Genomic DNA, 12,937 nt, shown 5'->3' with positions numbered 1-12,937 from the left:
AACAAGAGAGGAGGGCGGCGTAAGCCGCCCAACCCACGGAGAAGAACATGCTGATCGAAGTTAAAGTCCCGCAACTGCCGGAATCGGTATCCGAAGCCACCCTGATGAGCTGGCACAAGAAGGTCGGCGAATTCGTCAACCGCGACGAAAACCTGATCGACCTGGAAACCGACAAGGTGGTGCTGGAACTGCCGGCCCCGCAAGCCGGTGTGATCACCGAGATCGTCGAAGCCGACGGCACCACCGTGACCTCGGGCCAGCTGATCGCTCGCATCGACACCGCCGCCAAGGCAGGTGACGCCGCCCCGGCCGCCAACTCGGGCGTCCAGGCTGCTGCGGCTGAAGTCGGTGTACCGGCCAACGCCATCGGCTTCGGCACCGCCGTTGCTGCGCGTCCGGAAGGCGAAACCCTGGCGATGCCGGCTGCCGCTAAGCTCGCCGCCGAAACCGGCGTGAACCTCGGCACTGTGGCCGGTTCGGGCCGCGACGGTCGCGTGCTGAAGGAAGACGTGCAAGCTGCCGCTGCCAAGCCGGCTGCTGCACCGGCTCAAGCCGGCCCGGTGAGCACCGCTGCCGCCCTGAAGTCGACCCCGGCGGCCGTCAACGTTGGCCAGATCCAGGGCGATCGTCCGGAGCAGCGCGTGCCGATGAGCCGTCTGCGTCAGCGCGTTGCCGAGCGTCTGCTGCAGTCGCAGCAGGAAAACGCCATCCTCACCACCTTCAACGAAGTGAACATGAAGCCGGTGATGGACCTACGCGCCAAGTACAAGGAGAAGTTCGAGAAGGAGCACGGCGTGAAGCTGGGCTTCATGTCGTTCTTCGTCAAAGCCGCCGTCGCCGCGCTGAAGAAATTCCCGGTGGTGAACGCTTCGGTGGACGGTAACGACATCGTTTACCACGGCTTCTTCGACATCGGCATCGCCGTGGGCAGCCCGCGCGGCCTGGTGGTACCGATCCTGCGCAACGCCGACCAGATGTCGATCGCCGAGATCGAAAAGCAGATCGCCGAGTTCGCCGTGAAGGCCCGTGACGGCAAGCTGGCGCTGGAAGACCTGACCGGTGGTACCTTCTCGATCACCAACGGCGGCACCTTCGGTTCGATGATGTCGACCCCGATCATCAACCCGCCGCAGTCGGCGATCCTTGGCATGCACGCCACCAAGGACCGTGCCGTGGTCGAAAACGGCCAGGTGGTGGTGCGCCCGATGATGTACCTGGCGCTGTCCTACGACCACCGCATCATCGACGGCCGCGAAGCCGTGCTGACCCTGGTCACCATCAAGGACCTGCTGGAAGACCCGGCTCGCCTGATCCTCGACCTGTAATGCCGCGCCGGGGGCGATGCCCCCGGTCCTTTTCTCTGAACCGGTGAGTTGATGATTCCAGACGCCCTCTACGCTCCGCTGTTCATTCTGGCCGGGGTGGTGCTGATCGCGTTTACCGCGCTCAAAGCCGCCAAAGGCAAGAAGGACAGCAGCTATGTATTGTTTGGCAGGGTCATCTTCGCCGTGTTCATGATCGCTTTCGGCGTGCTGCTCTACAAAACGGGCGGCATGCCCAAATAGGGGAATACCATGAGCCAACAGTTTGACGTCGTCGTGATCGGCGGCGGCCCCGGCGGCTACGTTGCCGCCATCCGCGCCGCACAACTCGGCTTCAACACTGCCTGCGTCGACGCCTACAAGAACCCGGAAGGCCAGCCGTCTCTCGGCGGTACCTGCCTGAACGTCGGCTGCATCCCGTCCAAGGCGCTGCTGCAATCGTCGGAAAACTTCCACGCCGTTCAGCACGATTTCGCTAAGCACGGCATCACCGTCGACAATGCGAAGATTGACATCGACACGATGATCAAGCGCAAGGAAGGCATCATCAGCAAGAACGCCAACGGTATCGGCTTCCTGTTCAAGAAGAACAAGGTTGCCAATATCCATGGCCTGGGCTCGCTGAAGGGCCGCCAGGGCGAGAAGTGGGTGATCGAAGTCACCGACAACGGCGCCGTGGTCGATACCCTGGAAGCCACCCACGTGATCGTGGCGACCGGCTCCAGCCCGCGTCCGCTGCCGGGCGTGACCGTCGACAACGTCAAGGTGCTCGACAACGAAGGCGCGCTGGCGATGACCGAAGTGCCGAAGCGCCTGGGCGTGATCGGTGCCGGCGTGATCGGCCTGGAAATGGGCTCGGTGTGGAAGCGCCTGGGCGCCGAAGTGACCCTGCTCGAAGCCGCGCCGACCTTCCTCGGCGCCGCCGACCAGCAGATCGCCAAGGAAGCGTTCAAGACGCTGACCAAGGACACCGGTCTCGACATCCAGATGGGCGTGAAGATCGGCAACATCACGGTTGGCGACGAGATCAGCGTGGCCTATGAAAAGGATGGCGCTAACCAAACGCTGGTCGTCGACAAGCTGATCGTGTCGATCGGCCGCGTGCCGAACACCGCTGGCCTCGGCGCCGAAGCGGTGGGCCTGCAGCTGGACGAGCGCGGTTTCGTGGTGGTCGACGACCACTGCCACGCCAACCTGCCGAACGTCTGGGCGATCGGTGATGTGGTGCGCGGCCCGATGCTGGCGCACAAGGCGTCGGAAGAGGGCGTGGCCGTGGCCGAGCGCATCGCCGGCCAGAAGCCGCACGTCGACTTCAACACCGTGCCGTGGGTGATCTACACCAGCCCGGAAATCGCTTGGGTCGGCAAGACCGAAGAGCAGCTGAAGGCTGAAGGCGTCGAGTACAAGAAGGGTACGTCGAGCTTCGTCGCCAACGGTCGCGCGCTGGGCCTGGGCCATGCCCAAGGCACCGTGAAGGTGCTGGCCGACGCCAAGACCGACCGCATCCTCGGCCTGCACATGATCGGCCCGATGGTGTCGGAACTGGTGTCCGAAGGCGTGGTGGCGATGGAGTTCAAGGCGTCGAGCGAAGACATCGGCCGCATCATCCACGCTCACCCGTCGTTGTCCGAAGTGGTGCACGAAGCAGCACTGGCTGCCGACAAGCGCGCGCTGCACGGCTGATAGACAAGATCCCCCGCGTGCGCCAGTAGGGTCGAACCTTGGCGCCGTGGGGAAACGGGCAGGCCAGCCATTCGGTCGGCCTGCCCGATACAGTCGGCCCCACGGGGCCGTGACGGAATAGAAATGTTGGCCGAAAGCCGACCATCGTTTCCACCGAGAGGAACCATTTAGATGAACCTGCACGAATACCAAGCAAAAGAGCTTCTGGCCAAGTACGGCCTGCCGGTGCAACTGGGCGTTCTCGCCACCACGCCGGAAGAAGCCGCTGCTGCGTACGACAAACTGGGCGGCAAGTTTGCCGTCGTCAAGGCCCAGGTACACGCCGGTGGCCGTGGCAAGGCCGGTGGCGTGAAAGTGGTGAAGAGCCGCGAAGAAGCCGCTGAAGTCGCCAAGAGCCTGATCGGCACCAACCTGGTGACCTACCAGACCGACGCCAACGGCCAGCCGGTCAACAGCGTGCTGGTGTGTGAAGACATGTACCCGGTAGAGCGCGAGCTGTACCTGGGCGCTGTAGTGGACCGCGGCACCCGCCGCGTGACCTTCATGGCCTCGACCGAAGGCGGCGTGGAAATCGAACAGGTTGCCCACGAGTCCCCGGAAAAGATCCTGAAAGTGACCGTGGACCCGCTGGTCGGCATGCAGCCGTGCCAAGCCCGCGAAGTGGCCTTTGCGCTGGGCCTGAAGGGCGAGCAGCTCAAGCAGTTCACCAGCCTGATGCTGGGCGCCTACGACGCCTTCGTCGAGAACGATTTCGCCCTGTTCGAAATCAACCCGCTCGCCGTGCGCGAGAACGGCCAACTGGCCTGCGTCGATGCCAAGATCGGTATCGACTCCAACGCACTGTACCGTCACGCTGACCTGTCCGCCCAGCGCGACAAGTCGCAGGAGAACGAGCGTGAACTGAAGGCCTCCGAGTTCGAACTGAACTATGTGGCGCTGGAAGGCAACATCGGCTGCATGGTGAACGGTGCCGGCCTGGCGATGGCCACCATGGACATCATCAAGCTGTACGGCGGCCAGCCGGCCAACTTCCTGGACGTGGGCGGTGGCGCGACCAAAGAGCGCGTGATCGAAGCGTTCAAGCTGATCCTGGCCGACCCGTCGGTGCAGGGCGTGCTGATCAACATCTTCGGCGGCATCGTGCGTTGCGACATGATCGCCGAAGCGATCATCGCCGCAGTGAAGGAAGTGAACGTGACCGTGCCGGTGGTGGTACGCCTGGAAGGCAACAACGCCGAACTGGGTGCCAAGCTGCTGAACGAGTCGGGTCTGAAACTGACCTCGGCCGACGGCCTGGCTGATGCGGCGCAGAAAATCGTTGCCGCTGTTAAAGCCTAACCTGCCACCCACTATTTGATTCCGGATTCAGCGCGCAAGCTGCCTGGGCGCCATCGGCGCAACGGGGCGGGCGCGGGGAAAGCGGAACAGGAGTCTTAAGAATGAGCGTATTGGTAAACAAAGACACCAAAGTGCTGGTGCAGGGTTTCACCGGCAAAAACGGTACTTTCCACTCGGAACAGGCACTGGCCTACGGCACCAAGGTAGTCGGCGGCGTGACCCCGGGCAAGGGTGGCAGCCAGCACCTGGGCCTGCCGGTGTTCAACACCATGAAGGAAGCCGTGCGTGAAACCGGCGCCGACGCGTCGGTGATCTACGTGCCGGCTCCGTTCGTGCTCGATTCGATCGTCGAAGCCGTGGATTCAGGTGTGGGCCTGATCGTGGTGATCACCGAAGGCGTGCCGACCCTCGACATGCTGAAGGCGAAGCGCTACATCGAGAACACCGGCGGCGTGCGCCTGATCGGCCCGAACTGCCCGGGCATCATCACCCCGGGTGAGTGCAAGATCGGCATCATGCCGGGCCACATCCACCGTCCGGGCAAGATCGGTATCGTGTCGCGTTCCGGCACCCTGACCTACGAAGCCGTGGCGCAGACCACCAAGCTCGGCCTGGGTCAGTCGACCTGCATCGGCATCGGCGGCGACCCGATCCCGGGCACCAGCCACATCGACGCGCTGGAACTGTTCCAGAACGACCCGCAGACCGAAGCGATCATCATGATCGGCGAGATCGGCGGCACTGCCGAGGAAGAAGCGGCCGAATACGCCAAGGCGCATGTGACCAAGCCGATCGTCGGCTACATCGCCGGCGTGACCGCGCCGAAGGGCAAGCGCATGGGCCACGCCGGTGCGATCATCTCCGGCGGCAAGGGTACGGCCGAAGAGAAGTTCGCCGCCTTCGAGAAGGCCGGCATCGCCTACACCCGCAGCCCGGCCGAGCTGGGTTCGACCATGGTCGAACTGCTCAAGTCCAAAGGCATGCTGTAAGCGTGTTTTCGGCCAGGCTTCAGCTTGGCCGTGTCGAGAAAACGCCACCTTCGGGTGGCGTTTTTGTTTTGCATAGAGCTAGTGTGGGCTTAGCGGGGGAACGGGTCGTGAGGTGTTGCAAAAGTTCCGCATACAGTCGAATTTATATGCTCGTTTGTCATCATTTATTTAGAAAGAACCAAGCAGTCTGTGATAATCGGCTTTCAAATCCACCTCTAGAAAAAGCCGATTCGTCATGCGATCCATACGAAGCAAACTCACTCTGCTGACGGCACTGGCTATGCTGGTTGCCACGGTCTGTATCACCCTGATTGCCTGCATCAATGTGCGGCAGAACGCCTACCACCAGGCCGGCCTGGAGATCGAGCAGGTGGCGTCGGGCGAGTCCCGCTTTATCGCCAACTGGCTCGCCAGCCGCAAGCAGGCGGTGAATGCCGCGCTGCACCACACCAACGAGCAGCCTGCTCAGGCTAGTGCGTATCTTGCGCAGCTGGCCGAAGCAGGTGGTTTCAGCATCACCTATATCGGCGATGGCAGCGACCAATCGATGGTGTACTCGGTGACGGGCATGACCAAGCCGAACGCTGGATACAACCCGGCGGCGCGTCCGTGGTACATCCAGGCCAAGGGCAGCCAGGACGCGGTGGTGACCGAGCCGTACCCGGATGCCCAGGAAACACACAAGGGGCAGTTGGTGGTGACCATCGCCCGCAAGGTGCCGGGCCAGGAGAAGGTGGCCGGTGGTGACATCTACCTGGATGCGCTGGAAAAGTCGGTGCTGAGCGTGAAGCTGGCCGGTCAGGGCCATGCCTTCCTGCTGACCCGCGACGGCAAGGTGATCGTGCACCCGAAGCCGGGCTTCGGCCTGAAGCCGGTCAGCGAACTGATCCCGGCGCTGGACCCGGCCAGCGTGAAGGGTCTGGCCGACAGTGGTGAGGTGAAGACGGTTTCGTATGACGGCAACGACTTCCTGGTGCGTCTGAGCCCGATCGAGGGGGCGGACTGGATCCTGGGCGTGGCGGTCGACAAGGCCGAGGTGGATGCACCGCTCAATCATCTGATTCTGGTGATCGTGCTGGCGGCTGCCGTGGTGCTGGCCGTGGTGCTGGTGGCGAGTAGCGCGTATCTGCGCCGTCAGCTGGCGGGCCTGCTGCGGGTGCGCGATGCGATGCAGGAGATCTCGCAGGGCGAGGGTGATCTGACCCGCCGCATCGAGGTGAGCGGCAACGACGAGGTGGCCGAGACCGCCGAGGCGTTCAACAGCTTCGTGCAGCGCCTGAACGGCATGTTCCGCGAACTGCGCGAGGAGGCGGTCAGTCTGGCCAACGGTGTGATCGAGGTGAGCGGCACCGTGCAGCGCGTGGCGCACGATTCGCACCGTCTGGCAGACATCTCCAGCTCGAACGCCGCGGCGATCGAGGAGGTGACGGTAAGCATCTCGCACATCGCCGATACCGCCCAGATGACCGACCAGCTGATCAAGGAAACCGGCCAGGCCTCGACCGCCAGCGCCGGCGACATGCAGCGCATCAGCGAGGAAATGTCGCGCACCAGCCAGACGGTGGGCAACCTGGCTTCGCTGCTGAAGTCGCTGGAGCAGCGTTCGCAGGACATCACCAAGATTACCAATGTGATCCGCGACATCGCCGACCAGACCAACCTGCTGGCGCTGAACGCCGCGATCGAGGCGGCACGCGCCGGCGAACAGGGCCGCGGCTTTGCGGTGGTGGCCGACGAGGTGCGCAAGCTGGCCGAACGCACCGGCCAGGCGACGGTGGAAATCAGCGGCACGGTGGAGAGCATCCTCGCCGAGACTGGCCGTGCGGTCAGCAATATGCAGGGCACGGTCGGCGCGGTGGATACCAGCGCCAACCTGACCGAGTCGGCGCGCGAGCGCATGGCGCAGATCGGCGTGACCATGCAGCAGGTGATCGACAAGATTAGCGCGATCGCGCTGTCGACCGGCGAGCAGCACAATGCCACCTCCGCGATGGCGCAGAGCACCGAGTCGATCAACGGCCAGATCGTCGATTCGGACGCGGCGCTGCAGTCGGCGATGCAGATGCTGGACGTGCTGAACCGCACCGCCAAGAGCATGCAGACTGCGTTCAGTCGCTTCAAGCTGTGAGCCTGATAGAGTCAAAGAAAAAGCGCCCCGTGGGGTAATGCCGTTCACTTAAGCCGTTCAGTCCGGGTTTTAGCTTCGAAGAACGCTTGGAAGTAACAAAAAAGCACCGTTTTTCCACCTTGGTGGGCGGTGCTTTTTCCTTAAGTGAACGGCATTAGCCCCGTGGGGCGCTTTTTTTATGCCGTCGGGGGCGTTCATTGCGGAGCGGACAGCACCTTGGGCAGTTTCAGCTCTCCTTGGGTCTTGAACGGCACCGTGCCCCAGCCGTTCAGGCCGTTGAGGTGGCCGCTGATCTCGTAGGGCATGCTTTGGTGCTGGCCGTCGAGGAAGCGCCCGGCCTGGCGCAGCCAGGCGGCGAGCGTGGTGTGCAGTGTCACGTCGACGGTGGTATCACCGTAGGCCGGCACCGAGATCGGGCCGTTGCTGACGCCGTTGCCGAAGTCGCTGTCGGCCAGGCGAATCTGGAACGCGATGCCGTCGGCCGATAGCGGCCTGTCGTTCGGGTTCTGCAGGCGCAGCGTCAGCTTGAAGCTCTGTTCGAGCAGCGTGGCCTGTTGGGGCTCGATGTCGATCACGCTGACCTGCGGCTTCTGCAGCGACAGGCTGGCGCAGCCAGTGACGAGGAGCAGGGCGGCAAGGGCGAGTAGGCGTTTCATGCGGGGTCTCCAGGTTGGGGGGCGGGGCGGCCGGCGCCCAGCAGTTCGCGGGTCAGCTCCAGCCACGCGCGCGCGGCGTGGGACAGATAGGTGTCTTGTTTCCAGATCAGGCCAAGGTGCCAGACCAGCGATTCGTCATCGAGCGGCACGATGTCGAACAGGTTGCGATCGACGCTGCGGATCACTCGCTCGGGCAGCAGCGCCAGGCCCAGCCCGGCCGCGACCAGTGCGACGATCAGGTCCCAGTGCGCGCTGCGGCCGGCGATCTTCACCGGCTTGCCCAGCTTGCGGTAGGCATCGGCCACCCGGTGCGACAGGGTGAAGTCCTCGGGGTAGAGGATCATCGGCTGGTCGGCGAATTCTTTCAGTCGCACGCCGGATCGGCCCTGCCAGCGCGAGCCGGCCGGTGCCACCAGGCAGAGGCGGTCGCGGATGCAGCTGATCGACGAGAACGCCGCCGGGTCGACCGGCAGCACCGCGACGCCGATCTCCAGCTGGCTGGTGCGTACCCGGCTCTCGATCGCCTGCGCGCCGTCCTCGACCAGCTGTAGTTCGACCTTGGGGTAGCGCTGGCGGAAGGCGTTCACCACCGGGGCGAAGAAGGCGCCACCGGCCATCGGCGGCACCCCCACCACCAGCTCGCCCTGCACCAGCGCCGACAGGTCGGCGAGCTCGGTCTTGAGCCGGTTCATCGCCGCGAGCACATCGAGACCGCGCTCGTGGGTGACACGGCCGGCGTCGGTGAGCCGGAACGAGCGCCCCTCGCGCAGGATTAGCGGGCTGCCCAGCTCGTCCTCGAGCTGGCGCACCATCTTGCTGATGGTGGGCTGGGTGACGAACAGCGCATCGGCGGCGCGGGTGAAGCTTTGCTGGCGGACCACTTCGATGAAATAGCGCAGCGCGCGGACGTCCATGGTGAATGCCTTTTTGGAATGATTTCGATAATTTTAATTCATTTATTGAATGAATTGGAGCTCGCTATACTCTGCTCACTCTCTCTTGTGTTGTGTGTGAAAAATCATGACGACGGCCAGTTCCCCCGCAATAAAACAATGGTTGGTGATGCCTTCGCAGGTTGCACTGCTATGCGTGGTGTGGCTGGCTGCCAGTCATGTTTCACAGAAACTGATTCCTGCCGTGCCGGCCGGTGTGATCGGCATGGTATTGACGCTGGGCGCGCTGGCGATGGGCTGGCTGCCGCTCGACTGGTGCCGCCGCGGCGCGCGCTGGCTGCTGGCCGAAATGCTGCTGTTCTTTATCCCGGCGGTGGTGGCGGTGGTCAATTATTCCGACCTGATGCTCGACGCGGGCTGGAAGATCATGATCGTGATCGTGCTGTCGACCGCGCTGGTGATGACGGTGACTTCGCTGGCGGTCGATGCTTGCTACAAGCTGGAAATCGCGGTGCGTCGCCGTTTTCGCCACCTGCATAGTGAGGCGTGAGTCATGGAAACCCTGATTGCCATTATTTGCTTTGTCGTTACCGTCGCGCTGTATTTCGTGGTGAAGCGCCTCTACAAGCGCTTCCACGTGTGGTGGCTGTCGCCGCTGTTCGCGGTGCCGGTGATTCTGGTGGCCGGCGTGCTGGCGACGCACGTGTCGTACAGCACCTATTTCAGCGAGACCCGCTGGCTCAGCTGGCTGCTGGGTCCGGCCACCGTGGCCTTCGCGGTGCCGATCTACGAGCAGCGCGCGCTGATCCGCAAGCACTGGTTTCCGCTGCTGGCCGGCGTTGCGGTCGGTATGCCGGTGGCGATGCTCAGCTCGGTGTGGCTGGCCCGCCTGCTCGGCCTGTCGGACATGCTGCAGAAGAGCCTGGCGCCGCGTTCGATCAGCACCCCGTTTGCGCTGGCCGCCGCGCCGAGCTTCGGCGCCGAGGCCAACCTGACTGCGGTGTTCGTGGTGATTACCGGTGTGTGCGGCATGTTGATCGGTGAGTTGATGATTTCGCTGCTGCCGCTGCGCTCGCGGTTGGCCAAGGGTGCGCTGTTCGGCGCCGCCGCACACGGGGCGGGTACTGCCAAGGCCAACGAGATCGGTGCCGAGGAAGGCGTGGTTGCCAGCCTGACGATGATGTTCGGTGGTCTGGCCACCGTGCTGGCCGCACCGATGGTGGGCCACCTGCTATAAGCAATGAATGCAAGCGCTTCCGGTCGTCTGGCCGGGAGGGCGATGCCGGGATGACCGGCATCAACCGGTGTGTGGTGCCGGGCGGTCTGGGAGGCCGGCCGGTACGTTTCTCCTCTCTCCCTGTGTACTTGTATGAGAACCCTTTGATGCCGGCCCTTGTGGGCCGGCTTTTTTTTTGGTTCTTTGGACGAAGGGCTGGCGATGCATGTTGTTCAGCCAACGTTGGTGGGGGATGTAGCAGCGCCGGTCCCGCCCGGCGGGGCGGCCTACTTTCTTTGCTTCGCCAAAGAAAGTAGGCAAAGAAAGGCGACCCCCGATGCGCTGGCCTTCGGCTTCCCTCGCGCCTGCCAAGCGGCCAGGCGCCGCCGAACTCGCGGGCGGCTAGCGTCCGCCCACTCGAACATGCGGCGGCTTAAGACCTGGCCGCTTGACGATCGCTCGGCAGCGCAAAGGGGATAAGCAGGATGATTGCAGCGGAGGTGGATTCGGACGGTTAAAAAGTTGGTAGCCAGTAGTCGGTCGCTGAGCCGAACTGCCTGCAGTTTTACTACCGTGAAATATCGCCGATGTCGCCTACGGTCACTTCTTCCCCTTCGACGCCGCCGAGGACGACGCGGCCAACGGGGGAAGTCGGCGAGCACTGTTCGAGTGCCGACGTAGTCGGCGCGAGTTGCGCAGCCGCCCGTTGGCCGTGGCGCCCGCAGGGCAGCCCGCGTCAGCGGGCCGGCGTCGTGGGGTCGCCTTTTCTTTGGTTCCTTTCTTTTGGCGAAGCAAAAGAAAGGAACTCGCCAGTCGGGCGAGACCGACAAAGCCACCATTCACAGAAACAGTTCCTAAGAGCCTACGATCTGCAGCACTCGGGTGATCCTGCGTTGAAATGACGCTCAACATGCTCATGTACTCTATGTACATTCCGCTGTTTCGCGCCCTTTCGTCTTGGCTGACCCTTCGTTCGCGAGATCATAAACAGGCTCTAAGGCACACGCCCCTAAACGTTCGGCCAACGTTGGCCGAACGAATGTCAGGGCCGCGGCAACCTCGGTTCGTCGGCCAGGCACTCGACCAGATAGTCGATGAACACGCGCAGCTTCGGCGACAGGTAACGGGTCGGCGAGTAAAGAATCCAGGCAGTGCCGTAGTAGGAGGCGATGAAGTCCCAGTCGGGCAGCACCTGCACGATCTGGTCGGCCTCCAGCGCGCGGCGCGCGGTGAAGTAGGGCAGGCTGCCGATGCCAAGGTGCTGCAGCACGCCCTCCAGCCGCACCTCGGTGTGGTTGGCGATATAGCGGCCGTGCACCGTTACCGTGACCGTTTCCGCGCCCTTGCGGAATTTCCAGCGCCGGTCGTTGGCGTTCTCGCCCAGATAGATGCAGCTGTGCTCGGCGAGGTCGTGCGGGTGCTGAGGCCAGCCGCGCTGCTCCAGATAGTCGCGAGTGGCGCAGATCAGGTGCTCGATCGGGATCAGCGGCCGGCCGGCCAGGCCCGGTGGCGGCTGGTCGGTGATGCGGATCGCCAGGTCGACCTGGTCGTCGATCAGGTCGAGGTAGCGGTCCTCTAGGATCAGCTGCACGTCCACCTTGGGATAGCGGCGCAGGAACTCCGGCATGTGGGGGTGCAGCACGAAGCGGCCGACCGCCTTGGCCACGCTGACCCGTACCAGCCCCTCGGCCTCGCCGCCGAAGCTGCCGCTCATGTCCATCACCGAACGCGCCGCCTGCACCATCTCCTGGCAGCGTTTGAACGCCTCGGTGCCGCTTTCGCTCAGGCGCAGCTTGCGGGTGGTGCGCTCCAACAGCCGGGTGGACAGTGCCTGCTCCAGCCGCGCCACCTGGCGGCTCACCGCCGACGGAGTCAGGCCCAGCTGACGCGCCGCAGCCGAGAAGCTGCCGGTTTCGACCACGCGCACGAAGGTGGCCATTTCGGTTAACAGCGCGAGCGAGTTATTTGTTCCCATGATGCACAAGTATTGTGTGGTGAAGTGGGATTATCACACGGATCGGCGCTGGGCATAATGAGCCTCATCCTTCCACGCCACGGTGGTGAACGCCATGACCGAACGCCTTTACTTCAGCAGCGACGACACCGAGGCGATAGCCTGTGTTACCCGCTGTGCCGAGGAAAACGGCCAGTGGTTCGCCATCCTGGACCGCACGCTGTTCCATCCGCAAGGCGGCGGCCAGCCGGGCGACAGCGGCTGGATCGGCGCAAGCCGGGTGCTGAAAACGCTGCAGGACGGCGACGAGATTCGCCACCAGATTGATGCACCGGTAGCAACGGGTAGCGCGGAGATCCGCATCGATGCCGACCGTCGGCAGTTGCATACCCGACTGCATTCGGCCGGCCACCTGATCGGCTACTTGGGCCAGACGATGGGCCATCGCCCGGTGCAGGCCCATCACCGGCCCGGTGAGAGCAAGGTGACCTTCCTGCTCGAGCCTGGGGCGGCGCCGTTCGACGCGGCCTGGCTGGAGGCGGCACTGGCCGAGCTGATCGGCACCGACTTGCCGCGCGTCGTCACGCTTAGCGACGCCATGCCCACTATCGGTTTCGGCCAACTGCCGGCCTTTCCCTGCGGCGGCACCCATGTAGCTCGGCTGTCGGCCATCGGCACGGTGCGCATCGGCGCCGTCAGGGAGAAGAAGGGGCTGTTGACGGTGAGCTACGACGTCGGCGACTAGCTTCCTTTAAATC

General features: G+C 63.7%; 12 protein-coding genes. 9 read left to right on the top strand and 3 right to left on the bottom strand.

What is annotated here, in order from left to right:
* Positions 1-47: 47 nt before the first annotated feature.
* The 6 genes from odhB (at position 48) to QU481_RS06360 (ending at position 7,460) form a co-directional block, all read left to right on the top strand.
* Positions 48-1,325 (top strand): 2-oxoglutarate dehydrogenase complex dihydrolipoyllysine-residue succinyltransferase, encoded by a 1,278-nt coding sequence (odhB, locus tag QU481_RS06385; protein ID WP_289829095.1) that lies wholly within the window; start codon positions 48-50, stop codon positions 1,323-1,325.
* Positions 1,326-1,376: 51 nt separating this feature from the next.
* On the top strand, positions 1,377-1,565 hold the full coding sequence (locus QU481_RS06380; RefSeq protein WP_289829094.1) for a hypothetical protein: 189 nt from the start codon (positions 1,377-1,379) through the stop codon (positions 1,563-1,565).
* A gap of 9 nt (positions 1,566-1,574) precedes the next feature.
* The gene (gene lpdA, locus QU481_RS06375) at positions 1,575-3,005 is read left to right on the top strand and encodes a dihydrolipoyl dehydrogenase (protein WP_289829093.1); all 1,431 of its coding nucleotides are present in this window, start codon (positions 1,575-1,577) and stop codon (positions 3,003-3,005) included.
* A 171-nt stretch (positions 3,006-3,176) separates the two neighbouring features.
* Positions 3,177-4,343 carry an ADP-forming succinate--CoA ligase subunit beta gene (gene sucC / locus QU481_RS06370; RefSeq protein WP_289829092.1) on the top strand — a complete coding sequence of 389 codons (1,167 nt, stop codon included), beginning with the start codon at positions 3,177-3,179 and terminating at the stop codon, positions 4,341-4,343.
* 101 nt (positions 4,344-4,444) lie between these two features.
* Positions 4,445-5,332: a succinate--CoA ligase subunit alpha gene (sucD, locus tag QU481_RS06365; RefSeq protein ID WP_289829091.1), complete on the top strand. Its 888-nt coding sequence runs from the start codon at positions 4,445-4,447 to the stop codon at positions 5,330-5,332.
* A 235-nt stretch (positions 5,333-5,567) separates the two neighbouring features.
* Positions 5,568-7,460 (top strand): methyl-accepting chemotaxis protein, encoded by a 1,893-nt coding sequence (locus QU481_RS06360; RefSeq protein ID WP_289829090.1) that lies wholly within the window; start codon positions 5,568-5,570, stop codon positions 7,458-7,460.
* A gap of 194 nt (positions 7,461-7,654) precedes the next feature.
* Here the strand turns inward: QU481_RS06360 and QU481_RS06355 are convergent, their stop codons facing one another.
* Together QU481_RS06355 and QU481_RS06350 are read right to left on the bottom strand one after the other, a co-directional pair.
* Positions 7,655-8,116: an LEA/WHy family protein gene (locus QU481_RS06355; RefSeq protein WP_289829089.1), complete on the bottom strand. Its 462-nt coding sequence runs from the start codon at positions 8,114-8,116 to the stop codon at positions 7,655-7,657.
* Positions 8,113-9,030: a LysR family transcriptional regulator gene (locus QU481_RS06350; RefSeq protein WP_289829088.1), complete on the bottom strand. Its 918-nt coding sequence runs from the start codon at positions 9,028-9,030 to the stop codon at positions 8,113-8,115. Before QU481_RS06350 ends, QU481_RS06355 begins: the two co-directional genes overlap by 4 nt.
* A gap of 148 nt (positions 9,031-9,178) precedes the next feature.
* Here QU481_RS06350 and QU481_RS06345 point away from each other — a divergent pair, with 148 nt between their 5' ends.
* A complete protein-coding gene (locus QU481_RS06345) occupies positions 9,179-9,559 on the top strand; it encodes a CidA/LrgA family protein (RefSeq protein ID WP_289829087.1) in 381 nt (126 codons plus the stop codon).
* A gap of 3 nt (positions 9,560-9,562) precedes the next feature.
* Positions 9,563-10,246, top strand: coding sequence for an LrgB family protein (locus QU481_RS06340; protein WP_289829086.1), 684 nt, complete (start codon positions 9,563-9,565; stop codon positions 10,244-10,246).
* Positions 10,247-11,267: 1,021 nt separating this feature from the next.
* Here QU481_RS06340 and QU481_RS06335 read toward each other — a convergent pair.
* Positions 11,268-12,200, bottom strand: coding sequence for a LysR family transcriptional regulator (locus QU481_RS06335; protein WP_289829085.1), 933 nt, complete (start codon positions 12,198-12,200; stop codon positions 11,268-11,270).
* A gap of 94 nt (positions 12,201-12,294) precedes the next feature.
* Here QU481_RS06335 and QU481_RS06330 point away from each other — a divergent pair, with 94 nt between their 5' ends.
* Positions 12,295-12,924, top strand: coding sequence for an alanyl-tRNA editing protein (locus QU481_RS06330; protein WP_289829084.1), 630 nt, complete (start codon positions 12,295-12,297; stop codon positions 12,922-12,924).
* Positions 12,925-12,937: the final 13 nt, after the last annotated feature.

The sequence above is a fragment of the Crenobacter oryzisoli genome, assembly GCF_030385785.1.
In the GTDB taxonomy this organism is placed as follows: Bacteria; Pseudomonadota; Gammaproteobacteria; order Burkholderiales; family Chromobacteriaceae; genus Crenobacter_A; species Crenobacter_A oryzisoli.
This window is presented reverse-complemented; position numbering and strand designations above follow the sequence as displayed.